Raw genomic sequence first — 22734 nt, 5'->3', positions numbered from 1 at the left:
CGGTGCTCCTGCTCCGCCTGCCCCCTTGGGGCACGCGTCGCATTTGAAGCCTGACAGCTTCTCAAACTCCGCCTGCCTCCCTAGGGCACGCGTCGCAACTCGCACCTGACGGCGCTTAAACTCCGTTCCTTACGGAACGTCGCCATTCGCACCTAGGGTGCTCAAGCTCCTGCCGTTCCGGCAGTCGTCACTCGAAAATGCTTCGCATTTTCTCGAACTCCGGAATCGAAGCCTGACGGCTTCTCATGCTCCGGACGTTGTCCGTCGCAACCCGCACCTTCGGTGCTCCTGCTCCGTTCCACTGGAACGTCGCACCCTTCGGCCCGTCGTTTATTCTACAACTGCCGATGCCGTCTCGTCGAAGGGGTTTGTCCGCATTGCAAGCGAGAAGAGGTACGGGTAGTTCTTCTGCAGGTAGCGCATGTAGTCCAGCCACTCGCGGATCAGGAGTCCGTAGATCCGTTCGAGGTCGCCTGCGAGATGCGCCGTGTCGGTCCCGGGCAGGTCGGAGAAGCCGGGCCGGCGCTGCAGCTCTTCGTTGAAGTGGAAGACCGCCCGGAGGAGTTCGGTGAACGTCTCGTGCTCGAGGAGCACCGGGTTCTCCAGCAGCCGCAGGAGAAAGTCCTCGCGCGACCCTATGAACCGTTTGACGCCGGCCAGGTCGACGTTCTCCACCCCGACACGGCAGGGATGCCGTTTCAGCCGCTTTTCCACCTCCCGGAACGTCTCGTCGGTCCAGGTGTCGTCGACTATCAGCAGCTGCTGGATCTCGTCCAGGTTGGGATCGTTGTCGGAGATGTAGGTCAGGAGCTCGCTCCCGAGAACCGAGAAGAACGTCCCGATGAGCATGTTCAGTTTCTCCATCCTCTGCCGCCGGTCGCGGGACGCGAGCACCTGGTGAAAGACGAGCGTCACCAGCAGGATCTCGAGCGGGAGGAACGCAATATCGCCGAGCGTGTAGATGCTGATGTGGAAGAAGTCCCGAAAGATCAGGAAGTGCAGGGCGTAAAGCACGACCGAGAGGAGAATAAGCCCTGCACCCAGGGCGATCAGCCACCGTCTTTCGTCCATCGTGAGGCCCTATGTATACCCGGATCCCATGAAACCCGCGGCCCCGGTTAGCGTGTGCTTCCCGTTGCTAGACCCCGTAGCGCCTCCACGCCTCCTCGACGTGCAGCGCCTGCATCCCGAGCCTCCGGGGAGCATCGACGTCGTTCTCGGAGTTGTCCCCGATGAAGAGGACGTCGGGGGCGGAAAGCCCCATCCGTCCGAGGGCCGCCGCGTATATCCGCGGGTCCGGCTTCTGGTAGCCCAGGTCTGAAGAGAAGATGACGAAGCCGAGACGGTCGTAGAGCCCGAGCATCCGCATCTCGCGTTCCGAAAAGACCCGCTGCCCGTTCGAGACGACCCCCGTCTTCTGCGTGCAAAAGAGGTCGAGCAGTCGCCGGCTCTTTTCGATGATGCCGAGCCGCCGGAGCGACGCGGCCCGGAACGCCCGGGCGGTCTCGACGCCGAGCCGCTCGCTGTCGATCTTCCAGACCGCGTGTTCGGCACAGATGCCGGAAAAGACCTCCTCGACCCGCACCTCCGGATGGGGCCCCCCGGTCCGGCCGGCCGCTGCCCTGACCCGGCCGGCGTAGAGTTCCTGCAGGTCTTTGGGCATGATCCGGACGCCCTGGTAAATGAGCCATCGCGAGAGGTACCGGTAGGTCTCGATATCGCGTTCGTCGGTCAGGACGTCGATGAGCGTCCCGTAGCAGTCGAAGAGAACCCCCGCTACCGGTGGATCGCGGCGAGACACGCCTCCGCCTCCGAAAGCAGCCAGTCACGTTCCGCCGCCCGCCAGGGCAGCCGGGCGATCCTGAGGTATCCGAGCGCCATGAAGAAGGGGAGGACGGCGGTATGGCGCCGGAACTCTTCAACGCTACGACTATAGTGCCAGAGCAGGTGACCGATGTAGTCTTCGGCCCTCGCGCTACTCCCGTCCGACGTCTTGAGTTCTGAAGCGAGAATACCGAGATCGCGGACCGGGTGGGTGTGGTTCCGGGCCCCCTCGAAGTCGATCGCGCAGGTCTCGCCGTCGAAGAGGTAGTTGCTGAGCGTGGCGTCGCCGTGGACCATGCAGCCAGCATCGGGGTCAAGCCGCGTGCCGTGCCACCACGCCCCGAGCAGGCGGTCGAACCGCTTCCTCCGGGAGCCCGGGAGGGTGTTCTGGTCGAGGATCGCGTGGAAGTAAGCGAAGTCGCGCTCCCGTTTGCAGGAGGTCCGCGTGCCGTCGTGGAGCCGGCGGAGCAGGTGCGCGACGCCGGTCAGGGGGTCGTACATGGATATCCTCGCCGCGAGGAGCTCGCGGAGCGTCCGGCCGGGGACATACTCGGTCACGAGGACCGCATGAAACCGGCTGTTCGTGGCGATGGCATGGGGAACGCGGATCCAGCCGGAGACATGGCGGAGCCGGCGGAACTCGTTCTTCATCGCCGCATCCGCGTTGTAGTGGGTCTTCGCACCCGTCGGCGCGCCGAAGAACTTTCCGACCACGCTGACCCCGGAACCGACGAACTCGTACCGGCAGACGACGTGCGATGCAGGCTCTACCCGGTAGACCCGGATCTTACCGCGCCACCCGGCCAATCGGTCGGCGAGGACGCTCGCGAGCCAGTCCCCGAACGCATCGCCGACCTCCAGGTGTCCCACCTTCCTCTCGACGATCAACTGCTGCACCTCCGGGCCTGCCGGTGGTTCTGCAGGGCAATGAAAGTGCCCATGGCACCGGGCGACCCACACCTTTTTACCGCCCTGGCGTCTTAACGGGATGCACCGGCTTCCGGGAGTGACGAGCCATGATACCGTTTCGCGAGTATCTCGAGAGGATAAGGCCCGCTGTCAACTGCCGGATCGAGGAGGCGGCGAACGGCGGGGGTGCAATCGACCCCGGCGTCCTCCCGCTCCTCATCGGGGGGAAGCGGATGCGGGCAGGCCTCCTCCTCCGCATCCACGCCGGCCTTGCCCGGACGACGGTACCCACCCGCCAGGCGCTCGACCTCGCCTGTGCCGTCGAGCTCGCCCACGCCGCAAGCCTCATCCTCGACGACATGCTGGACGGGGATACCGTCCGGCGGGGGGCCCCATCCCTTCATCTCACCCGGGGAGAGGGGCGTGCGGTCCTCGACGCCGTCGGCATCCTCGCTCTCCCCTACGTGCTCGCCGCCCCCTACGGTGCCGGATACGTAACGATGCTTGCGTCAGCCCAGCAGAGCATGGCCCGGGGCGTGGCCTGGGAGATGCTCGGGGGCCCGGAGCTCCCGGCAGCAGAACTCTATGACGCCATCATCGCCAGAAAGACCGGGTGCCTCTTCTCGCTCGCGGCCGCCTGGGGTGCCATGGCGGCGGGAGAGGAGGAGACGGTCGTCGCCGCGTTCGCGGGCTTCGGCCTCTCTGCCGGGAAGGCGATGCAGATCGCCGACGACATCGCGGACCTGCACGCGCCTGCTGGAGAGAGCCAGTCCCGGCCCGGGTCCGAGGCGCTCCTCCTCCGGTGCGTCTCCGGGAGTAACGGCACCCGTCAGGCGCTGGGACGGATACTCGAGCGGGAGACGGACGGTGCAGCCGCCCGGATCGCGGATGCGGGACGGCAGCGGGAGCCGCCGGAGGCGTGGGAACCCTTCGGGCAGGTGGTCCGGGATATCGTGGGGCTCACGATCGCGAGGGAGATGCCGGGTGACGCAACGGGGTTCCGGGTTGTCTGCCCCGGCGGCCTTCCGCAACGATAAATACCGTCCCGCCCCACTCTCTTCTGAGAAACCATGCCGGTAATAACCATTCGTATGGCAGAGGGACGGACGCTTGAACAGAAACGGATACTCGCAGACGAGATCACCGCCGCGGTCACGAAGACGTTCGGTGTCGACCGCGAGGTGGTCACCATCTTCTTCGAGGAACTCAGGACCGAGAGCATCGCCCGGGCGGGAAAACTCCTCTCGGAGTCGTAGTCCTGCGGCACCAAACATTTTTTAGCCGGAAGAAGCCTCAAACCCCGGAGTGAACGGCACCATGGCGCGCGAACTTGACGAGAAGGACTTTGCCATCCTGCGGAAACTGGCCCCCGAATACAGCGGTGTCCTCTGCCCGGAATCGGGGCACGAGTTCCACTCGATCCTCCCCCCGGTCTCTAACCACATCGCCGAGGACGAGGAGGATTTTGCAGAGAGGGTCGGCCGCCTCTCCGACGAGGACTGGGGCTACCTCACCGACCAGATCCTCTCCGGCCGGGAAGACCTCGGGTGTATGCCGGAGGAGGATATCGAGACCATCCTCGTCCGTATTCGTGAAGCGGTATCGGAGGAGGCGGCCGAGAGGGTCCAGAGGCTCTATCACCTCTCCGGGTGCGGACTGCTGTAGCGATTGGCCGCATCCGGTAACGGTATATGCCCCGGCGACAACCGGACATTCATGGAATTAAAAGAGCAACTCACCGGCGTCCCCGGGATGCTCCGGCCGTTCAAGGCATACCTCCGGCAGATCGGGCTCGGTGCGGGCGACCAGGTCGTCTACTACGGCTGCCCCGGCACCTGCACCCCCTTCATCGAACTCCTGGGGTTCGCCGTCCGTGACCTCTCCCTCGAGCAGGTTTACGTACCCTACGCGGACGAGGCGGCGGCAAAGGCGATCCGCCCGGCCGAGGGGGTCGGGATGCAGGTCTCCGGCGACGTCGTCCGCGTCGACCCGAAGGTGATCGTCCTGATGGGCGGGCTCTCGATGCCGGGCGTCCCTGTCGCGAAAGAAGCGGTGCAGACGGCCGTCGCCGCCCATCCCGGGGCGAAGGTCGTGGGCATCTGCTTCATGCAGATGTTTGAGAAGATGGGCTGGCTCGATCTCTTCGACTTCGACCTGATCATCGACGCCGCCATCGACCCGGTCAGGGTCTGGCGGTGATCATCCGGCCGGCCGCCGGCGCGGGGGATACCGGCGGCTCCGGTGTTCGGTCGGACCGGAGCGTGAACCGGAACGCCGCGCCGCATTCGGGATGTCCCGGCACCCGGTCTTCGACCCTGATGCTCCCGCCGTAGCGCTCGATCAGGGTGCGGGTGATGTAGAGGCCGAGCCCTTTCCCGCTCCGGGCGCTCGTGCCCCGCGCAAAACGGGTGAAGAGAACGGGTTTGACCGCGTCGGGCACCCCCGGCCCCGTATCCTCGACCGAGACCCCGACCGTCCCGTCGCCCTTCTCGACGCGGACGGCGATCTCGGCTCGGGACTCCCCGAACTTGATACTGTTGCCGATGAGGTTCGCAAAGACTTCCGGGAGAAGGTCGTCGGCCATAACCCGGACCGGCTTTCCTTCGTAAGCGATCCTGGCATCGGGATGGTGGGCGATCTCGTCCCTGATGACGGCGTCGAGGTCCACGGGTCTTGCCGTCGTCTCATGGGAATGCAGGCGCCGGATCGTCGAGACGTTCTGGATTATCTTGATGCTCCGGCTGATGCCGCCCCTGAGTTTCCGGGCCATCTCCCTCTCCTTCCCCTCCAGCGCCTCGACCAGCAGGTCGGCATAGCCGAGAGTGACGGCGTTTGCGTTGTTGATGTCGTGCGCCATGATGTCCAGGTAGAGGTTTGCCTCGCCGTGGGCCGCCCGCAACGCTTCCTCCGCGCGGATCCGGTCGGTGATGTCGGCTCCCGAACCGATTATCCCGGCTGCCCGACCGTCGTCGCCGGTAAACACCGTGTCCTGCCACGCGAGGATCAGCTCGTCTCCGTTCCGCGTGACGACCGGGTTCTCCCGCCGGCCGGGGAAGGCGGCATTGTTGGCGATCGCGGCATCGAAGTCCCGTCGCCGCCCCTCCCGGGATGCTTCGGGGACGACGGCCGTAAACCAGTCTCTTCCGAGCAGTTCCTCCTCGCGATAACCGAGCAGCTTGCAGCCGTGGCGGTTGACGAGCCGGATGGTATGGTCGGCGCCGATGACGACGAAGAGGACGGCAGCCACGTCGAGGTAGCGCTGAGCAAGATCTCTCTGCTTCTTCTCCTCGCGCTCCCGCCCTTTGAGCTGCTCGGAAAGGGAGGCGACGACGAAGGCGATGACGACGAACATCAGGGCGCGCCCGTAGTCGTTCAACGTCAGGAGATCGGGCCTGTACAGGACGCTGCTGATGACGACGAGCCCGCCGAGGAAGATGGCGACCAGTATGCTCCGCTTCTCCCACCAGAGCGCGGTCAGGATGATCGGGATGTAGAAGAAGTGCGAAAAGACGGTCCCGAGCATCAGGATGGCGTGGAAGTAGTAGGTCAGGAAGATCGATATGGCCAGAAGGGCCATGACGATGGCCACTCGCTGCTGTTCGGTAAGGGTAGTCACGGGGTGCCCACCTCGACTGGTTGTATATATAATTTTAATATTATAAAAATGTCCGCATGCATATTGTCTCCAGGTTCCGGCGAGTTATCCGGATTCCGGAGGAAGAGAGTAAGATCATGGGGGATAAGACACCGGAGATCGGTCGGGAATGGAACCGGTGCCGTACGGAGTGGACGGGATGTCTCCCCCGGCTCTCCCGTATCGGGAGCATTCTGCCGGATGCGGCCGGTTTTCTCCAAACTGCCTATGTTTAATAGGTCGGAGAGCAAATCTATTCCCAACCGCCTGCTTCACCAATGCGGCTGCCCGCAGGCCCGCATCGCGTGCAGCGGTACCGTGCAGCGTACCGTGTCGCCACCTGCCCGGAAGACCCCGGCGCCACGAGAACGCACCCGCTGGTGAATCCGTGTCAACAGACCTTACCGAAGCACTCAAAGCGATGGGCTATGCAGATGCCGGGGTCCGTACCCTGGTGGAGTCGTTCCCTCCCGCCGTCATCGAATACCTGCGGGACTTCCGGCTGCAGGAGGTCCGCGACATCGTCGAGACGCTTCTCTACATCTATATCGCCCAGAACAGCGCGTCGTCCCGGGGGGAAGGGGAGGGCGTGGTCGAACAGAGTTGTTACGCTTATACGTCGGGACCGCTCTTCGCGCTCAGGCAGGTCGACCTCATCGCGTCCACTTCCTGGCACGGCACGACGGTGATCAGGGCGACCTCTACCGGAGAAGCGATAGCCCGGCCGCTGATGGAGGCGCGGCTCCGGGCGCTGGATATCCGGGGACTGGCCCGCGAGATCCACGAGGTCGTCCCGGCCCTTCTCGCGGGGACCGTAAAGGGGTCGTTTATCAACAAGACCTTCCCATCCACGCTTCCCCGCACCGAAGAGACGTTCGTCAGTTTTCTCCTCAACAACAGTCCCGGCCTCTTTACCGAGTGCGAGCGGTTCGCCGCCCGGCTCAAGGCCGCCGGGTGCGCGGTCCTTGCCTACGCCTACGATCTCGACGGGTCCAGGGCCGACGGCGTCGTCTATACCTTTCCACCGGAGTTTGCGTACATCCTCAAGGGGATGCTTGAACGGATCGACCCGGGGGTCCGGGAGCACTATGACATGCTCCTCGAGTCGTTCTACTCGACGTTCACCGTTCTGCGTTACCTCGCCTGCGGTGAGGACTACGACCGTATCCGGGCCTCGCCGGCTCACCGCCGCGAGCTGGTGCGGGTGCTCTCCCTGCTCACCGACGCGATCTACGTCCTCGAGGGGGTGCGCGAGGACGACGGGGTCGACCTCGCCCGTTTCATCGTCAAGGACCGGAACCTCTACGAAGCGCGCCTCCGCGACCTCGGGCGGGAGCTGATGGCCGAGGTTGCTGAAAAAATCGCCATAGAGCGGCCGGCTCCGGCAACGGAGCCTCTCCCCCCTCTCCGTGAAGAGCCCTTTATCGTCTTCGAGGAGAGCGCGGCCGCAACGCCCATGCCTCAGGCCGAAGAGGGGGTGGAGGAGGACGAGTGGGACGAACCCCTCTTCGCCGACGATGAGGAAGAGGAGGAAGAAGAGGAGAAAGAGTCGATCCCGTCCGTGCCGTCGTCTGCGGCCTCCTCAAATTCTGTTCCTCGAAGCCCGACGGCTTCTCGAACTCCTGCCCTTCGGCCAGTCGTTCCCCGCGCCGGCGGACTCGACATCTTCCTCGGCCACGCCCCGGACGGGCGGCAGGTCGACTGGTCGCCGGGACTGCTCAACAACGGCCACATGATCATCCTCGGCGGCTCGGGCGCCGGCAAGACCGAGACGATCCGGTGCATCGCCTCGGAGCTTGCGACGAAGGCGATGCCGGTCGTCCTGATCGACTTCCACGGGGACATGGCCGCGAGCACGGGGGACATCCGGTCCTACAAGATCCGCGAGGGCGGGCAGTACTACTTCAACCCGCTGGAGCTCGATCCCTCCATCGACGAGATCACCCCGCTCCGGGCCACCTCGGACTTCGTCGATGCCATCTCCATCAACTTCCCGACCCTCGGCATCCAGCAGCGCCGAAAGATCAAGAACATCATCAAGGACTGCTACCGGATGTCGGGGATCACGGGGAACACCGAGACCTGGACGCGGGTGCTCGATTTCGACGATATCGAGGGCGAGATCATGGGCTGTGAGGACGAGGCGATCCCGGCCTACCTCGAGGACATCTTCGACTACAAACTCTTCTCGGGGGAGGAGAAGATTTCCCTTCCCACGATCCTCTCCGGCGGGATCACCCATATCAATTTAAACGCCCTCCCGGAGAATCTGCGCTACCTCTTTGCGGACCTCTTCCTCCGGCGGATCTACTACACCCTCCAGGCGACGGGCGAGATCCCGCGGGGGACGGAGGATGACCGGGCGAAGTTCCGGCTCTTTGTCATCGTCGACGAGGCGAAACTCCTGGTGAGCCAGAAGAGCGGATCGAAGACGGCGATCAAGGCGGTCTTAAACAAGTACGCCACCGAGATGCGGAAGTTCGGGGTCTCGCTGATCCTTGCGTCCCAGTTGATCGCCCACTTCAACGAGGAGATCCTGGCGAACATCGCCGTGAAGTTCTGCATGCGGTCGGAGAACAAGAAGCAGGCCCAGGAGAACGCCAAGTTCTTCGAGGTGAGCGAAAAAGACCTTCTCAACTTCCAGCCGGGAGAGGGTATCCTGATCATCGGCTCGGAGAAGATGAACGTCCGGATCGTCCCTGCGTCCGGCCGGAAGTTGTGACGGGGGCAATCCTTATCCCCGGTACCGCCGGAGTTCCCGTATGGCAGGACCGGATACGCTCGATGAGTATCGCGAGAAGAGGAATTTCTCCCGGACGCCGGAGCCTCCGGGGGAACGGGAGGCGACCTCCCATCCTATCTTCGTCATCCAGAAGCACGACGCGACCACGCTTCACTACGACTTCCGCCTGGAAGCCGATGGGGTGCTGAAGTCCTGGGCGGTTCCGAAAGGGCCGTCTCTCGACCCGAAGGAGAAGCGCCTCGCCGTCCCCACCGAAGACCACCCCCTCGACTACGCCGGCTTCGAGGGTGTCATCCCCGAGGGGAGTTACGGGGCCGGGACGGTTCTCGTCTGGGACCGGGGGACCTACCGGAACCTCACAGAGAAGGAGGGGCGTAAGATCGGGGTCGCCGAGGCCCTCGGCCGGGGTCACGTCTCCTTCCGGCTCGAGGGGGAGAAGGTCCGGGGCGGGTATGCGCTCACCCGCTTCAGGACCGGGAAGGGCGAGGCCTGGCTCCTCGTGAAGATGGACGATGCCGAGGCGGACCCCGGCAGAAACCCGGTCGCGACGGAACCGCGGTCGGTCGTCTCCGACCGGACGCTCGAGGAGATTGCGGCCGGGAGGGATCAGGATGGGTGAACCTCCCCGGAGGAGAAGGGTCCCTGATTTTGTGGAGACGGGCGAGTTCATCTGCCCGGTCTGCGGCAGGCAGTATCCAACGCTCGAAGATCTCCACGCCCACGTCCGGCGTGCGCACCGGCGCCCCCCGGTGGTCCGGTGAGGGCACCCGCCTGCGGCGGGTCTCTTTACGAGTCCCCGGCCGGGTGCCCGGTGGAGGGACAGGTGATGCGCGTCGGGTGGTGGAGATGCCCGATCTCCGGACCCCGGAGGGGGGGTCCCGTAGTCATCGCCCGACTGCCTTTCGGTCGGGGTACTGGCTGGTACGGGAGTGGATATTTTCAAACCCCGACTTAATGGTTTTTCACTCCTGAAAAGAAATCTGGAAACAGTAGCGAAAAAAGAGTTAATTTTTACGGTCCCGATACGTCACGAAACCCCGGAGCAGGGGCCCCGGAAAAAATCTGGCGCCAGGATATAATCATACCAAGTATGATTTTATCTCGGATCTCTGCATACTCTGGGGCAGATAGGCCACGCAAAGTCACCAATTTCAAAATCGGTCAAGATTACGTCGTAGAATTTCGGATACGCAGGGATTGCTCTTGTGTAACCGGGAAATAACGGCTATTTCTCATTAGTATAATGGATAAGTTTAAAATCTGAACTATCAAAAACTACAGAGATCAATCGATCAGAGTTCCTCTCGAAGGTGAGATCATGGCTAGTAAAGTAATGACAAACAACGTTGCGGCAAACAACGTTATGGCAGAGACCGTAAGCGACGCAGAGATCGTTGCACAGTTCAAGCAGCGCGGTTGTTGGGGACTGTACACGAGTGTGGATTTGAAGGGATGCGACCCGGCATCGATCAGGGACGCGGAGAAGATTCACCGGTTCATCATCGAACTGTGCGACCTTATCGATATGAAGAGGTTCGGCGAACCGCAGATCATTCACTTCGGCCCCTGTGAGAGGGTCGCAGGATTCTCCATGACCCAGCTCATCGAGACATCGCTGGTCTCCGGTCACTTCGCGAACGAGACCAATGCAGCCTACCTCGATATCTTCAGCTGCAAGGAATACGAGCCTTCCAAGGCAGCAGAGTTTTGCAGGAACTTTTTTGGAGCAGAATCGGCAACCTACCAGGTACTGTTCAGGGACTGAATACGAACACGGCACCCGGCAAACGCTTCAAGGGAATGTATAACAGCAGAGAGCCGCTGCCATCTCCCACCGACATAATCGGAAACTACGGCGGGGCGGCCCCCACCCTCGATTTTTCCTGATAGATATAGCCCCGACCTCCGGGTCTGTATACCCGGCTGGATAATCCAGACGAGTCTATTCTGTAAAACCCTGCACGGTCCGCTGCATGGTGATATGCCCAATCCGTGACGGCCTGGGCAGCTTGACCGGGGTTGGACGACGGTTTCACGTAAACCCGGCAGAACTCAGTTAACGGCGATATTCGATTGAGGGGAGGCCGAACCGACCGAAAAAAAAGTGTTTCAGGGGGACTCGTAGGGGTTCCGGAGACCCTTGGGGGTTCCGTCCGCCTTGAGGCCCACAGTCTTACGTGCATCCACGTTCTTCTGGTTCTTCGTGATCTTCTCGGTTGCGAGCTTCTTCACGAGGTCGAGGCCGGGCTTGACCTGGTCCATCGGCTTCGTCTCGAAGAGACCGGCGGCCATGGCGCCGTCCCAGACGGCGTTGCCTTTCATGCTCCGCACGAAGACCGTGCTCCAGCCGTCGGGGCTGCCCACGGAACCGCTGGAGATGTCGGCGAGGTTCGCGACGTAGTCCAGGCAGACGTTGCAGCCGGGCTGCACGTACTTGTGGATCAGCTTCAGGGGCATCTGGCTGACTGCACCGCGTTCGGTGTAGACCGTGAACTTGCCCTTGCCGATGTCCATCTTCTTGACGGACTCCATCTTCTGGTTGCAGTGGTCCTCGACGATCGCTTCGAGCGCCTGGTAGGAGAGGTTCTCCATACAGTAGATGCCGAGCGCAAGAGCGATCTTGTCGTCGACATCGCGCAGGCCGATCGGGTAGAGCTGGGCCTTCCGGACAGCCTGGATCTGGCAGGGCACACCGACGATACCGACCCTGTCAAGGCCGTAACTGCGGGTCGCCTCCTTGATCAGGTAGAGGTTCGGGCTGATGTTGTAGCGCGTTCCGGCAGCAGCCAGGAGTTCGGCCTTCGTGGTCGCGACCATGGGCTCCGGCTTCCAGGGCTCGTCGCCTGGGCCCGCAACGATGGCACCGTCGATGATGCCTTCTTCGAGCGCATAGGCAAAGAGCGTCGTGATGATGCCGCCGTCCTGGGACTTCTTTGTGATGTCCCTGTCGGTCGAGCGTGCCGAGATAGCGGACTTGTAGTTACCGAGTACGTCCATCTTTCTCACCTCACTGCATGGCTCCCTTGATGGCATCCATGATGCCCTCATAGTTGTTCATGACGTCGAAGTTGAACCAGCTCCGCGGGCACTGCGCGTAGCAGGCGCCGCACTTGATGCACTGGTCGCGGTTCACGTTCGGCTTGCCGTATTCCATGGTGATGGCACGGACCGGGCAGGTGCCGGCGCAGGTTCCGCATCCCATGCAGAGACCCTGGTTGATGACGTCATACATCAGGTCGCAGCCGCAGGCCTCGTTGCCGCGCTGTGCAAGCTGCATCAGCGGCGTCAGGTAGGCGGTCGCGAGGTTCTTCTGTTCGTCGTTGCCCCGAAGCAGCAGGTAGGCCATGACGGCGACGTTTCTGACCTGCTGCGGGCACGGGGGACATGACGGGATGTAGAGGTCGACATCGACGACCTCGCTGATCGGCACGAACGCTTCGTGACCGGGCTGGTTCCACTGGCCACCACGGCAGAACCGGGTGATGTTGCCGTAGGCTGCGCAGGCGCCGTAGGCGACGAGCACCTTCGACTTCTCCCTTGCTTCCTTCAGTTCCTCTACCGAGATCTTGTCGTTCAGACAGCACGACCCCTCTACCAGGCACACGTCCATCTCGGGGACGTGGCGCACGTCGACCAGGGTCAACGCGTAGACCAGGTCCGCGTAATCATCGAGCAGCTTGAAGAGACCCTCGTAGTTATCCGCAAGCGTCACGAGGCATCCCGTACATCCGCTCAGGTGTAATTCACCTATCGAAATCTTTTCTGCCACAGGCTTTTCCTCCTTTTGTACAACTTCCACCTTTTCGTTTTCAATCACATCAGAGGGCTTCACCGCGGGCTTCGTCTGCAGCTCGCTCGCCGCAGGCTTCGCCTCAGGCCTGCTCTCCGGGTTTCTTCCCGGCATCTCCGGTGGTTTCTCCCGGCGACGCCCAAAGATGCGTTCCTTGATGGTTGATAGCAGCCCCATATTCTACCCCAATCTCCTCCAGTACGATTCGCACTGTTTTGGGAATGGCCTCCTCAACCTCCTCAGTGAGCCCCAGTTCAAACTCATGGCTCGCGACACGCTTGGGCTGGCACCCGATGATCGTGATATCGATGATGTCTTTTAATCGCTGCAGTGGCTCGGAAAGGTCCCACGAATGGGCATCCCGGTAGGCGCCCGGCGGCAGGTCTTCGGGCCGGAGCTTCGTCACATCACCGGGGTTGGCGCCGAAATCGGCGATATCGATGATGATCAGCTTCTTCACCGGCACCTCCGCATCTTCCATCAGCGTAAAGAGGAAGTGAGGGGCGCCAAGGCCGGCATCGACTACCTTGACGTTGTCGGGCAGTTGTAGCTTCTGGAGTTCTTCGACGACTGCAGGACCGAACCCGTCGTCTCCGTAGAGGGGGTTGCCGCATCCTGCGATCACGATCTCACGGAATAGCATGCGTGTACGCTCACTGAATGAGTTTCTGGGCCACCAGTCTCTTGTCTTCGTCGATCACCAGCATGTGCGTCGCACAGGAGACGCAGGGGTCGTATCCACGCATAACGACTTCCGCGAGCCGCCAGGGTGCACCGGTCAGTGCACGGCTGCAGGTGGGGAAGTTCCAGGTGGTCGGGACGAGCATCCCGTAATACTGCACCCGGCCGTCCTTGACCTTGGCAAGGTGGACGTCGGTTCCACGGGGCGCTTCGTTCGCGGCCCATCCGAGGGAGCCGTCACCCTGCGGGATCTCGTCGGCGAGCACCGATCCGGAGGTGTCGAGCGCGTCGAGCGCGTCGATGATGCCGTAGGCGGTCTCGGGGAACTCCATCTGGCGTGCGATCTGCAGGCCGATGGTGCCCTTCTCATCGTAGTTCTTGAAGATTGCCTGACGTGCACGCGGTCCGACCTCGACCGGCTGGCCGTCATAGAGCGGGACGCCGGTGCAGGCCTCCATCTGGGGCCAGGCCTTGGTACCTACGGGGGTGGTGCCGCCGATCGGGTAGTTCGGGTCGGCCTCGTCGATCTCGACTTCGCCCATGTACCAGTCCCAGGGGCGGACTTCGGTGAACCGCTCGGGGAACCACATCGGGGTCTCGTCGAGGCTCGAGCTGCCGTAGACCGGCGCCGTGGCCATGTAGCCCTGGTTGTGGTAGCCGAGGTCCTTCGGGATCGGGACTTCGACGCCGCCGACTTCAGCCCAGTCGCGCTTCTGGTAGTTCCGGAAGATCGCGATCATGAACTCCATCTGCTCCTGCGCGAGCACCCGGGATTCCTTTGCGAGATCGTAGATCTTCGCCTTGGCACGCGGGGTGATGTTCTTGTACATACCGCCGACGCGGGGGTTGCTCGGGTGGATTGCTTCTCCGCCGACGATCTCGCCGATGGTCTGGCCGATCTCACGGAGCCGCTGGATCCGGAGAGCGACGCTCCTGACCGGTTCTTCCTTGGTGAACGGGTTGATCTTTACGTCGGTTCCGGGAAGGTACATGTCCGGGAGGGACAGGATGTTGTGGATGGCGTGGCTGTGCATCCTGTTGGCACACTGCAGGATGTAACGCAGCAGCTTTGCGTCCTCGGGGATCTCGCACCCGATGGATGCCTCCATCGCCTCGACACCCGCCAGGGTGTGCGCGATAGGACAGATACCGCAGACGCGTGATGCGATCTTCGGAACCTGCTCCATCGTCTTGCCGATGGCGAGTTTCTCGACTCCCCTCACCGGGGTGATGCTGAGCCAGTCTCCACGCTCGATGATGCCGTCATCGTTGACCTTCAGAACGAGCTTTGAATGGCCTTCATGTCTCGTTGTTGGGGAAATCTCTACAACTTTCGACAAATATATCGCCTCATTCCGATATTATGATGTTCTGAACACTATACTGGTGTTACCACACAATTCTGTACTGAAAACGTACATGAGTACGTCAACAAGGAATATGAAGAAAACAGAGTTTATATCTTTCGCTCAGGAATTTTTCGGAATATTACGATTTACGCAAGACGTAACAAGAAATATTAAAATGTGTTAACTATCTATAAAAAAGGTAAAATAATATTCCGTTTATAGTGTGCCCTCGTCCATCTCCGCGATGAGCTCTGCTATCGTCGCCTTTCGTTCCGCGTAGGCGTTGTGCTGGTGGATACTCTCCTCGTTCGTCTGTTTTATGGTGACCACGGAATCCCCGGGCAGATCCCGGAACTGCGCGATCACTTTGCGGGCCATTTCACGGACACAGTCTTCGACGAACCGCGGGTTCTTGTGGGCTTCCATCACCACGTAACTCTCGTCGCCCCGCTTGAGGAGCTCGTAGATGCGTGCACTCATGGAATCCTTCAGGATCTTGATGATCTTCTCGAGGCTGATATGCTGATCGTCGTCGATCTCGATGCAGAGGAAACCCCGGCCGCGCTGGTTGTGCGTGGCCATCGGCACCTCGTCGAAGAACGCCTCGATCTTCTCCTCCGCCATGCCGAGGTTCTCGAGGACATGCAGGGCATGGTCCTTCATGATGTTCTGGGCGCAGGGGCAGGCGGTCATCCCGGTCACTTCGGCGCCGATGCTCTTTCGGATGATCGGGTTCCCTTCGTTCCGCTGGGCTATCGCGCTCGCGTGGACGTTTACGACCTCATGACAACCGGTCTCGCTGATCGGCGTCTCCCGCCGGACCATGAACTTGCTCTGCATCCGGACCTCGGTTCTCTCCGCATACTCGTGCCGGTCGAGGAGTTTCCTCGCCACCGCGCTGCAAAGTTCCTCGATCTCCTCTACATCTCCGTCGATGGCCTGCTGCAGCACGTCATCGATCACCTCGAAGTTCCGGGAGAGGTTCGCACCTTTGAGACTTCCCGGCAGGTCGACGAAGACGTCGAATCTGGAGATGAAAATGACCGGCCGCTTGCCGGGTCGGGCGACTTCAACGAGTTTTTGGACGTTCTTCACACCCACCCTGGTCAGGTTGATACGGACCTCCGGCAGGCTGGACTGGACATCTGGCAGTTCCATCACAAATCCTCAATAGCGTATAGAGAGTAAGGTTTCTCTTCATCAACCTTAAAATGAACCTCACTGGTGCAGTGAAGTTCTGCGATATAATATTTATCAGGTTTGCTGTCCAACCGGGAGTGAGAACCTATGGTGCAAAAATACTACGAGTCCGATGCAGACCCCCGCACCCTGGAGGGCAAGACCATCGCCGTCATCGGCTATGGATCCCAGGGACGCGGACAGGCGCTGAACCTACGTGATTCCGGCTGTCAGGTCATCATCGGCCTGCGGCCCGGCAGCAGCTGGCAGAGAGCATCCGAAGACGGTCTGGAGGTCTATTCCGTTGCGGAAGCGGTCAAGCGTGCCGATATCATCCAGATCCTCCTTCCCGACGAGAACCAGGCGGCTGTCTACCGCACCGAGATCAGCCCCAATATCAGAGAGAACGCCTGCCTGATGTTCTCGCACGGGTTCAACATCCACTACGGCCAGATCGTCCCCCCACCCACCGTCGACGTGATCATGGTCGCCCCGAAGGGGCCCGGCCACATGGTCCGCCGGACCTACGAGGAAGGGAAGGGCGTCCCGGCCCTCATCGCCATCCACCAGGACCACACGGGCAAGGCGCACGCCATCGCGCTTGCCTACGCCCGGGGGATCGGTGCGACCCGCGCGGTCGTGCTCGAGACGACGTTTGCCGAGGAGACCGAAACCGACCTCTTCGGCGAGCAGGCGGTCCTCTGCGGCGGGATTACCTCGCTCATCAAGGCCGGGTTCGAGACCCTGGTGGACGCCGGGTACGCGCCCGAGATGGCCTACCTCGAAGTCCTGCACGAGACGAAGCTCATCGTCGACCTGATCTACGAGGGCGGGTTTACGAAGATGCGCGACTCGATCAGCAACACCGCCCAGTACGGCGACCTGACACGGGGGCCGCGCGTCATCGGGCCGGAGACCTACGCGGCGATGCAGGAGGTCCTCGAGGAGATCCAGAACGGCGAGTTCGCCCGGGAGTGGATGCTTGAGAATATGGTGAACCGGCCGGTCTTCAATGCGCTGACGAGGGCGGACGAGGAGCACCTGATCGAAGAGGTGGGCAAGGAACTCCGCGGATTCATGCCGCAGTTCCGGAAGTAAACACCCTCTCTTTTTGGCCGATACCCGTTTATACCCGCCGGTGGTAATCTCCGGTATGTCCGTCTGCATCATCTATCACTCGGAGACCGGCAACACCCGGATCGTGGCCGAGCAGGTCGCTGCTGCGACCGGAGGCGATCTCATCGAAGTAAAAGACCTTGCGGGCTACTCGAAGGTGGGGATGTACCTGAAAGGAGCTCCGCGAGCCATGCGAAGGGAGCTCGCCGCTATCGAACCCGCCGCCATCGACGTCTCCGGCTACGACGCCGTCGTCGTCGGAACTCCCGTGTGGGCGGGGAACCCTACCCCTGCGGTCAACGCCGCCGTCGCCGCCCTGAAGGGCATCGAGGGGAAGGCCGCGGTCGTCTTCTGCACCTCGGGCGGGGCACCGAGGAAGGCTCTCGATACGATGACGGCGATGCTTGCAGACCGGGGCGCCGACGTCCGGGGTGCGGTCGCGCTCACGGCGCGGGAGGTGCGAAAGCCGGAGGCGGTGGAGTCCCTGGTCGGGCTCGTCCGCCCGCTCGCGGCACCGTCGTACGGATCCACGTAACCCGGGTGGTTGCGGCTCCCCATCCCGGTAGCGAGGGCACAGGTGTCGCTGAACCGCATGACTGCGGCGTCGTCGGCCCGAGCAGCATCCCGCTCCCGGTCGTGGGCAGTGTCTTGAGGAGGGCTTTCGTGGGCCGGTAACTGCAGCGTTCGCTCCAGAGGTTTTCAAAACGGGCACGCTCGACGTCGGTCGGGTCGCGTCCGGGGATTTTTCGCAGCAATGCATGGTCCTGAGCCGGTAACATACTGCAAAACCGGCGGGCTGCCCGCCTGCATGATCGTGCGCAAGCCCCGGATGAGGTACTCACTTTTTGACGTCGCGCGACCAATAGTGGGGTATGACCCCGTCATATGAAGACCTCCTGAAGGAGGCGTATACCAATATCACGGAGCCGACGGAGTTTGAGGATCGGTTCACGGTTCCCGTCGCCCGTGCCTTCGTCGAGGGGAAGACCACGGTTCTCGAGAACTTCGCCGAGATTGCGGGCATCCTCCGGCGCGACCAGGACCACCTGATGAAGCACCTCCTCGGGGAGCTCGGCACCGCCGGCAAGATCGAGGGGACGCGGGCCGTCTTCTCGGGGAAGTTCGAGCAGGAGCAGATCAACACGATCATCAAAGGCTACGTCGACGACTACGTCATCTGTTCGGAGTGCGGAAAGCCCGACACCCGCCTGGTCAAGACCGAGCGGGTCCTGACGCTCCGGTGCGACGCCTGCGGCGGCCACCGGCCGGTCCGGAAGCGGAAAGCGACGGTGGACCCCTCTGCAGCGGCAAAACCGGTCGAGGGCGCCATCATGGACGTCACCCCGCAGTTCCTTTCGAAGCGCGGCGACGGCGTGGTGAAGATCGACCGCTACACGATGTATGTCGCGAACGCAAAGCCGGGTCAGACGGTGAAGGTGAAGATCACCCGGATCGCCGGGACGATCATCTTCACCGAGCGGGCCGACTGATCGTGCCTTTCCGGATCTCCACCCACATCCCCTCTTCTTCTTCCCTGATACGGGCGTGGGCGACACCGCTCCGGCTGATTTCCCGGCGGAGCACGTCCGGGGTCGCCCGCCCGCTCCGCCGGGCGACGTCCCGGTCCCAGTCGGGGTTTCGCCGCCGCATCTCGGTAAAGATCGTCTCCCGGAGCGTGGGGGTCCCGAAGCTGCCGCCGACGAACGCGACGCCGCCGGGCCGGAGTACCCGCTCGATCTCCCGGAATGCTCGCGCCCGGTCTTCCCAGAAATAGACCGAGCCGCGGCTGACGACGAGCGAGACGGAGTTGTCCCGCATCGGCATGCAGTGAACGTCGCCGGTGATCGGGACCACCCGGTCCGGGAATCCGGCGGCGGTCTTCTGGGCAATCCGGGCCATTGCCGGATCGGTGTCGAGCGCGATGACGAAAAGATCGCTCTTCTCTACGAGCGCGACGGAGAGGAGGCCGGGACCGCTCCCGAGGTCAAGGCAGATGCCGTCCCGTATCCCGGACCACGCGAGCACCTGCTCTGCGATGACGGGGTAGATGGGGGCAAAGACTTCCCGGGCAATCCGGGTGAAGCCTTCGGCGCTCTTTTTCATAACCACCTCGTTGGGGGTTCCCGCCTCGTGCGGGTTCCCGTCTATGCGGTATCGAGGGCTTCCACCTGCCGGAGGAGTTCGCCGGCTACGCCGGAGAGCCGCTTTGCCGCGTCCGTGATTGCAAGAAGAGGGGCCCGGCCGCCGATCGTGGTGACGACCAGTTCGGGGTCTGCGAACAGGAATACCTGTCTGTGCTGCGCCACGTCCACTTCGGGATCGTTGATGAGTTCGGCGGCGAGCGCGTTTATGTAGGTCTTCCCTTCGCCCTCAAAGAGGATCCGGGCCCTGTCGTCAGTCAGCTCCAGGAGTTTGAGTTTCATGGCCATACGCACCCTATGTTTGGTCCCGGGAGGGATTATAGGTATGGGTGGGGCGGGGTGCCGGACTCCCCCGGCACCCCGGTTCTGTTATTCAGGGCGGAAAAAAGAAGCCACTGAAAATGCCACCTTACGAGAACGGAGAATACCATGCAGATATCGAATATCCCCTACGTAACAAAACGCCCCCCTCTTTTTGAGGCGGGCAATGCAAGCATGTGGGAGGACGATCACATCTCCGGGCATCTTCTGGAGATGCATCTCAGCCAGGAAACCGATGCAGCAAGCAGGAAGAAAGATACCGTCCGGAGAACCGTGCAGTGGATAGAGACGCACCTGCACGACGGACAGAATACGATACTGGACCTCGGGTGCGGCCCGGGCCTGTACTGCGAGGTGCTGGCAGAACATGGCCATCTGGTGACCGGCGTAGACTATTCAGAACGATCTGTTGCCTATGCGAGACGGGAGGCGGCCCGGAGAGACCTGAAGATCGACTACATTCACCAGAACTACCTGGACATGGACTTCGAGTGCCGGTTCGACCTGGCGATGATGATCTTCTGCGACTTCGACGTGCTCGCTCCCGAAGACCGGACGCGGCTGCTGAAGAAGATCCATCGCGCTCTTAAACCGGGCGGGCTGTTCGTCTTTGATACCCTCAACCCCAAAGCGCCCGACACGATGAAGGTTCCCGGCAGATCCTGGGAAGCCGCCGAGGCCGGGTTCTGGAAGAACGCACCCTACCTTGCCCTTTCGGAGACGTTCCATTATGAAGAGGCGAGCGTCATTCTCCAGCAACATACTGTCTGCTCGGAATCGGACCCGCCGGCGGTATATCGTTTCTGGACACACTACTACCGTCCGGAGGATCTGGAGCCCATCCTTAACAAGCAGGGTTTTAACGTCGTCTCTCGGCACGAAAACCTCCTGCCGGACGACGGGGCCGGGACGAGCGGGATGGTCACGTTCTACGTCGCAAGAAATGAATAAATTCCTCTTTTCAACCGGGAGGAACGGGTAGGAGGGCTTTCCCCGGCCTACTCCCAGCAGAACGTCTCCATATCGTATCCCGCGTGCGGCATGTCCGGCGGGACCATGTGGCTCATGTGGACGCACCGGTAGTCTTTCGCCCCGACGTCGCGGGCGAACCGAACGGCCTCGGCGTAGTTCATGTGCTTGCTGATGGCGTAGCCCTCGGGAGCGATGGCGTCCACGAAGAGGAGGTCGATATCGGTGCCGGAAAGGAGGTCCCGGCTCTCTTCCGGGATATCCTCCCGCGTGTCGGCGGTGTAGGCGACCGTGACGCCGTCGTGCTCCATCAGGAGGCCGCAGGTGTAGACCGGGGGGTGGTTCACTTCAAAGAACGTGAAGGTGACCCCGAAGAGGTCGAACGGTTCATACACCGGGACCGGGTGCTTCTCGAACGGCAGAAAGTGGAGGTAGCCGGAGCAGTAGTCCATCACCGGCGGCGGCGCATAGGCCGGCGGCACCTTCTGCACCCGGTAGAACTCTCCAAAGCCGATGAAATGGTCGTAGTGGCCGTGGGACCAGAGGACGGCGTCGATGCGGGGGGAGCAGGCCCGGAGGAGCTGCTGCCGGAGGTCCGGCGACGACTCAATAAGAATGTGCTTTCCTCCCGTCTCGACGAGGAGGGATGTCCGGAGCCTTGATCTCCCCGCCGCCGTCATCGCCCGGCAGTTCTCGCAGTCGCACCCCACCTTCGGCGTCCCGATGGCGTCGCCGGTCCCGAGCAGCGTGATCTGCATATCAGTATCCGATGCCGCGGATGATGTTGCGCTCCTCGACCCTGAGGAGGCCCTGTTCGATGTCCACCGGGTCGACCCGGTGCCGGTCCTCCATCAGCGCCGACATCACCGCCTCCTTCATCATCATCCGGAGGTCGGAGCCCGAGAACCCCTCCGTCCGGGCGGCGAGGTCCGCGAAGTCGCACTCGCACTCGATGGTGGCGGCGACCTTCTCGAGGATCGCCTGCCGCATCGCCTGGTCGGGGAGCGGGAACTCCACCACCTCGTCGAATCGCCGCCAGGCCGCCTCGTCGAGGATACGGGGGTGGTTCGTCGCCCCGATGAGGAGAACGCCGTTTTTGACGAAACTGATCTGGTCGATGTTCTTTAAGAGCATGTTCACCGCGCGCTTCATCGCGCCGTGATCGTCGCTGACCCGGGTCTTCGCCACGAAGTCGAACTCGTCGATGAAGAGAATGCAGGGGGCGAGTTTCTTCGCTAGGTCGAAGATCCGGTCGATGTTCTTCGAGGTCTCGCCCAGGTACTGGGAGGTGACCATCGCGAGACGGACCTCGAGCACCGGCATGTGGAGTTCCCGCGACATCGCGAGCGCAAGCGAGGTCTTCCCGGTGCCGGGAGGGCCGACAAAGAGGAGCCGGCCGAACTCGTAGATGCCGTGCTCTTTTAAGAATCCCCGGTGCTCGAGGGCGACGCCGATCTTTTTGATGATCTCCTCCTGCCGCGGGGTGCAGACCAGTTTTGCGAGCGAAAACTCGACCTCGTTCGGGGCGCTGATGATGATGAGGTCACGGGCTTCCCGCATCTCCTCGCTCCCGGCGATGAGCCGGGATACCTTCGCCTCCATGTACTCCTTCGTGTCCTCGAACCGGGGGCTCTTCGCCCGAACTTCCTGGTACCGGACGGCGACGCCGTCCTTCCCCTCGAAGAAGTATGCGAGCACGGGGTTCTCCCCGACCCTCTCCTGCCCGCCCTTCTTGAGGAACCATCCTGCCGCCGCGTCGAGCGAGGGCAGGCTCAGGCGCTGCCCGAACTCGTCGTAGCCGACGAACGGGTTTGCGCGAACAGCCTGGCAGACGGCGTCCGGGCTGCCGAACACCTTCTTGATCGCCCCCTCGCTCACGATCAGGGGTCGCTTCACCTCGGAACTGCCGCCGCTCCCGGCGCTGAAGAACTCCCGGCAGCGCGGATGAAGGTCGTTGATGCCGAGATCCTCGTTCCGGTTGAATATCTCCGCGGTGAGCAGGAGTTCCATGATGGTGAGGACGTCACGCGTACCCGCTTCAATGGTCATATCTATGAGCAGACATATTGGCATGCGGT

At 62.2% G+C, this 22734-nt stretch carries 25 protein-coding genes; 12 read left to right on the top strand and 13 right to left on the bottom strand.

Annotated features, from left to right (window positions below; all coding sequences use genetic code 11):
- Positions 1 to 330: 330 nt before the first annotated feature.
- From DIC75_RS00520 to DIC75_RS00510, 3 genes are all read right to left on the bottom strand, one after another.
- Positions 331 to 1071, bottom strand: coding sequence for an MJ1433 family protein (locus tag DIC75_RS00520; RefSeq protein WP_250986063.1), 741 nt, complete (start codon positions 1069 to 1071; stop codon positions 331 to 333).
- 67 nt (positions 1072 to 1138) lie between these two features.
- Positions 1139 to 1801 (bottom strand): HAD family hydrolase, encoded by a 663-nt coding sequence (locus tag DIC75_RS00515; protein ID WP_250986062.1) that lies wholly within the window; start codon positions 1799 to 1801, stop codon positions 1139 to 1141.
- Positions 1777 to 2721, bottom strand: a complete 945-nt coding sequence (locus DIC75_RS00510) for a phosphotransferase family protein (protein ID WP_250986061.1) — start codon at positions 2719 to 2721, stop codon at positions 1777 to 1779. Before DIC75_RS00510 ends, DIC75_RS00515 begins: the two co-directional genes overlap by 25 nt.
- A 119-nt stretch (positions 2722 to 2840) precedes the next feature.
- On the opposite strand from DIC75_RS00510, the gene DIC75_RS00505 reads away from it, so the two are divergent.
- From DIC75_RS00505 to DIC75_RS00490, 4 genes are read left to right on the top strand one after another with little or no spacing between them, the layout of a single operon-like run.
- Positions 2841 to 3770 carry a polyprenyl synthetase family protein gene (locus DIC75_RS00505; RefSeq protein WP_250986060.1) on the top strand — a complete coding sequence of 310 codons (930 nt, stop codon included), beginning with the start codon at positions 2841 to 2843 and terminating at the stop codon, positions 3768 to 3770.
- 33 nt (positions 3771 to 3803) lie between these two features.
- The gene (gene thmT / locus DIC75_RS00500; protein WP_250986059.1) at positions 3804 to 3989 is read left to right on the top strand and encodes a 2-hydroxymuconate tautomerase; all 186 of its coding nucleotides are present in this window, start codon (positions 3804 to 3806) and stop codon (positions 3987 to 3989) included.
- A gap of 49 nt (positions 3990 to 4038) precedes the next feature.
- Positions 4039 to 4398, top strand: a complete 360-nt coding sequence (locus DIC75_RS00495; protein ID WP_250986058.1) for a hypothetical protein — start codon at positions 4039 to 4041, stop codon at positions 4396 to 4398.
- 51 nt (positions 4399 to 4449) lie between these two features.
- Positions 4450 to 4932 (top strand): DUF2124 domain-containing protein, encoded by a 483-nt coding sequence (locus DIC75_RS00490; protein WP_250986057.1) that lies wholly within the window; start codon positions 4450 to 4452, stop codon positions 4930 to 4932.
- Here DIC75_RS00490 and DIC75_RS00485 read toward each other — a convergent pair.
- Entirely contained in the window at positions 4916 to 6349 is a 1434-nt protein-coding gene (locus DIC75_RS00485; RefSeq protein ID WP_250986056.1) for a sensor histidine kinase, read from the bottom strand. The two genes, DIC75_RS00490 and DIC75_RS00485, sit on opposite strands and share 17 nt — an antisense overlap.
- 406 nt (positions 6350 to 6755) lie before the next feature.
- On the opposite strand from DIC75_RS00485, the gene DIC75_RS00480 reads away from it, so the two are divergent.
- The 4 genes from DIC75_RS00480 to speD all read left to right on the top strand — a co-directional run bounded on the left by DIC75_RS00480 (position 6756) and on the right by speD (position 10875).
- Complete coding sequence (locus DIC75_RS00480; protein ID WP_250986055.1) at positions 6756 to 9089, top strand: ATP-binding protein; 2334 nt, start codon at positions 6756 to 6758, stop codon at positions 9087 to 9089.
- 40 nt (positions 9090 to 9129) lie between these two features.
- On the top strand, positions 9130 to 9729 hold the full coding sequence (locus DIC75_RS00475; protein ID WP_250986054.1) for a DNA polymerase ligase N-terminal domain-containing protein: 600 nt from the start codon (positions 9130 to 9132) through the stop codon (positions 9727 to 9729).
- The gene (locus DIC75_RS00470; protein WP_250986053.1) at positions 9722 to 9871 is read left to right on the top strand and encodes a C2H2-type zinc finger protein; all 150 of its coding nucleotides are present in this window, start codon (positions 9722 to 9724) and stop codon (positions 9869 to 9871) included. The genes DIC75_RS00475 and DIC75_RS00470 overlap by 8 nt, the downstream gene beginning before the upstream one ends.
- Before the next feature lie 557 nt (positions 9872 to 10428).
- Complete coding sequence (gene speD / locus DIC75_RS00465) at positions 10429 to 10875, top strand: S-adenosylmethionine decarboxylase (RefSeq protein WP_250986052.1); 447 nt, start codon at positions 10429 to 10431, stop codon at positions 10873 to 10875.
- A gap of 344 nt (positions 10876 to 11219) precedes the next feature.
- Here the strand turns inward: speD and frhB are convergent, their stop codons facing one another.
- The 5 genes from frhB to mptA form a co-directional block, all read right to left on the bottom strand.
- Complete coding sequence (gene frhB, locus DIC75_RS00460; protein ID WP_250986051.1) at positions 11220 to 12107, bottom strand: coenzyme F420 hydrogenase subunit beta; 888 nt, start codon at positions 12105 to 12107, stop codon at positions 11220 to 11222.
- Between the two features lie 10 nt (positions 12108 to 12117).
- Positions 12118 to 12879, bottom strand: a complete 762-nt coding sequence (gene frhG / locus DIC75_RS00455; protein ID WP_250986050.1) for a coenzyme F420 hydrogenase subunit gamma — start codon at positions 12877 to 12879, stop codon at positions 12118 to 12120.
- Between the two features lie 103 nt (positions 12880 to 12982).
- Positions 12983 to 13543: a coenzyme F420-reducing hydrogenase, FrhD protein gene (gene frhD, locus DIC75_RS00450; protein WP_250986049.1), complete on the bottom strand. Its 561-nt coding sequence runs from the start codon at positions 13541 to 13543 to the stop codon at positions 12983 to 12985.
- 10 nt (positions 13544 to 13553) lie between these two features.
- Positions 13554 to 14921, bottom strand: a complete 1368-nt coding sequence (gene frhA, locus DIC75_RS00445) for a coenzyme F420 hydrogenase subunit alpha (protein ID WP_250986048.1) — start codon at positions 14919 to 14921, stop codon at positions 13554 to 13556.
- Between the two features lie 225 nt (positions 14922 to 15146).
- Positions 15147 to 16088 (bottom strand): GTP cyclohydrolase MptA, encoded by a 942-nt coding sequence (mptA, locus tag DIC75_RS00440; RefSeq protein ID WP_250986047.1) that lies wholly within the window; start codon positions 16086 to 16088, stop codon positions 15147 to 15149.
- 129 nt (positions 16089 to 16217) lie between these two features.
- Between mptA and ilvC the strand changes: the two genes are divergently transcribed.
- The 3 genes from ilvC to DIC75_RS00425 all read left to right on the top strand — a co-directional run bounded on the left by ilvC (position 16218) and on the right by DIC75_RS00425 (position 18715).
- On the top strand, positions 16218 to 17207 hold the full coding sequence (gene ilvC / locus DIC75_RS00435) for a ketol-acid reductoisomerase (protein ID WP_284738333.1): 990 nt from the start codon (positions 16218 to 16220) through the stop codon (positions 17205 to 17207).
- A gap of 55 nt (positions 17208 to 17262) precedes the next feature.
- Entirely contained in the window at positions 17263 to 17760 is a 498-nt protein-coding gene (locus DIC75_RS00430) for a flavodoxin family protein (protein ID WP_250986046.1), read from the top strand.
- A gap of 337 nt (positions 17761 to 18097) precedes the next feature.
- Positions 18098 to 18715, top strand: a complete 618-nt coding sequence (locus tag DIC75_RS00425) for a translation initiation factor IF-2 subunit beta (protein WP_250986045.1) — start codon at positions 18098 to 18100, stop codon at positions 18713 to 18715.
- On the opposite strand, the gene DIC75_RS00420 is transcribed toward DIC75_RS00425, so the two are convergent.
- Positions 18696 to 19328 (bottom strand): class I SAM-dependent methyltransferase, encoded by a 633-nt coding sequence (locus DIC75_RS00420; RefSeq protein WP_250986044.1) that lies wholly within the window; start codon positions 19326 to 19328, stop codon positions 18696 to 18698. The genes DIC75_RS00425 and DIC75_RS00420 overlap by 20 nt on opposite strands.
- Positions 19329 to 19369: 41 nt before the next feature.
- Positions 19370 to 19648 carry a DNA-directed RNA polymerase subunit L gene (locus tag DIC75_RS00415; RefSeq protein ID WP_250986043.1) on the bottom strand — a complete coding sequence of 93 codons (279 nt, stop codon included), beginning with the start codon at positions 19646 to 19648 and terminating at the stop codon, positions 19370 to 19372.
- A gap of 147 nt (positions 19649 to 19795) precedes the next feature.
- Between DIC75_RS00415 and DIC75_RS00410 the strand changes: the two genes are divergently transcribed.
- Entirely contained in the window at positions 19796 to 20638 is an 843-nt protein-coding gene (locus DIC75_RS00410; protein WP_250986042.1) for a class I SAM-dependent methyltransferase, read from the top strand.
- A gap of 47 nt (positions 20639 to 20685) precedes the next feature.
- Here the strand turns inward: DIC75_RS00410 and DIC75_RS00405 are convergent, their stop codons facing one another.
- Both DIC75_RS00405 and DIC75_RS00400 read right to left on the bottom strand, forming a co-directional pair.
- Entirely contained in the window at positions 20686 to 21414 is a 729-nt protein-coding gene (locus DIC75_RS00405) for an MBL fold metallo-hydrolase (RefSeq protein ID WP_250986041.1), read from the bottom strand.
- 1 nt (position 21415) lies between these two features.
- Positions 21416 to 22705, bottom strand: coding sequence for an ATP-binding protein (locus DIC75_RS00400; protein WP_250986040.1), 1290 nt, complete (start codon positions 22703 to 22705; stop codon positions 21416 to 21418).
- Between the last annotated feature and the right edge of the window lie 29 nt (positions 22706 to 22734).

The sequence above is a fragment of the Methanoculleus oceani genome (assembly GCF_023702065.1).
GTDB classification, from domain to species: Archaea; Halobacteriota; Methanomicrobia; order Methanomicrobiales; family Methanoculleaceae; genus Methanoculleus; species Methanoculleus oceani.
The sequence above is the reverse complement of the archived record's forward strand: the minus strand, read 5'-3'. Positions and strand labels throughout refer to the sequence as shown.

Bases quoted from the DNA above. Each gene is read 5' to 3' on its own strand.
- DIC75_RS00430 (WP_250986046.1), top strand. From the start codon at position 17,263: ATGTCCGTCTGCATCATCTATCACTCGGAGACCGGCAACACCCGGATC.
- DIC75_RS00420 (WP_250986044.1), bottom strand. From the start codon at position 19,328: ATGAAAAAGAGCGCCGAAGGCTTCACCCGGATTGCCCGGGAAGTCTTT.
- DIC75_RS00410 (WP_250986042.1), top strand. From the start codon at position 19,796: ATGCAGATATCGAATATCCCCTACGTAACAAAACGCCCCCCTCTTTTT.
- DIC75_RS00475 (WP_250986054.1), top strand. From the start codon at position 9,130: ATGGCAGGACCGGATACGCTCGATGAGTATCGCGAGAAGAGGAATTTC.
- frhB (WP_250986051.1), bottom strand. From the start codon at position 12,107: ATGGACGTACTCGGTAACTACAAGTCCGCTATCTCGGCACGCTCGACC.
- speD (WP_250986052.1), top strand. From the start codon at position 10,429: ATGGCTAGTAAAGTAATGACAAACAACGTTGCGGCAAACAACGTTATG.
- DIC75_RS00405 (WP_250986041.1), bottom strand. From the start codon at position 21,414: ATGCAGATCACGCTGCTCGGGACCGGCGACGCCATCGGGACGCCGAAG.
- frhD (WP_250986049.1), bottom strand. From the start codon at position 13,543: ATGCTATTCCGTGAGATCGTGATCGCAGGATGCGGCAACCCCCTCTAC.
- DIC75_RS00470 (WP_250986053.1), top strand. From the start codon at position 9,722: ATGGGTGAACCTCCCCGGAGGAGAAGGGTCCCTGATTTTGTGGAGACG.
- DIC75_RS00490 (WP_250986057.1), top strand. From the start codon at position 4,450: ATGGAATTAAAAGAGCAACTCACCGGCGTCCCCGGGATGCTCCGGCCG.
- DIC75_RS00505 (WP_250986060.1), top strand. From the start codon at position 2,841: ATGATACCGTTTCGCGAGTATCTCGAGAGGATAAGGCCCGCTGTCAAC.
- mptA (WP_250986047.1), bottom strand. From the start codon at position 16,088: ATGGAACTGCCAGATGTCCAGTCCAGCCTGCCGGAGGTCCGTATCAAC.
- DIC75_RS00415 (WP_250986043.1), bottom strand. From the start codon at position 19,648: ATGAAACTCAAACTCCTGGAGCTGACTGACGACAGGGCCCGGATCCTC.
- DIC75_RS00520 (WP_250986063.1), bottom strand. From the start codon at position 1,071: ATGGACGAAAGACGGTGGCTGATCGCCCTGGGTGCAGGGCTTATTCTC.
- thmT (WP_250986059.1), top strand. From the start codon at position 3,804: ATGCCGGTAATAACCATTCGTATGGCAGAGGGACGGACGCTTGAACAG.
- DIC75_RS00425 (WP_250986045.1), top strand. From the start codon at position 18,098: ATGACCCCGTCATATGAAGACCTCCTGAAGGAGGCGTATACCAATATC.
- ilvC (WP_284738333.1), top strand. From the start codon at position 16,218: ATGGTGCAAAAATACTACGAGTCCGATGCAGACCCCCGCACCCTGGAG.
- DIC75_RS00400 (WP_250986040.1), bottom strand. From the start codon at position 22,705: ATGACCATTGAAGCGGGTACGCGTGACGTCCTCACCATCATGGAACTC.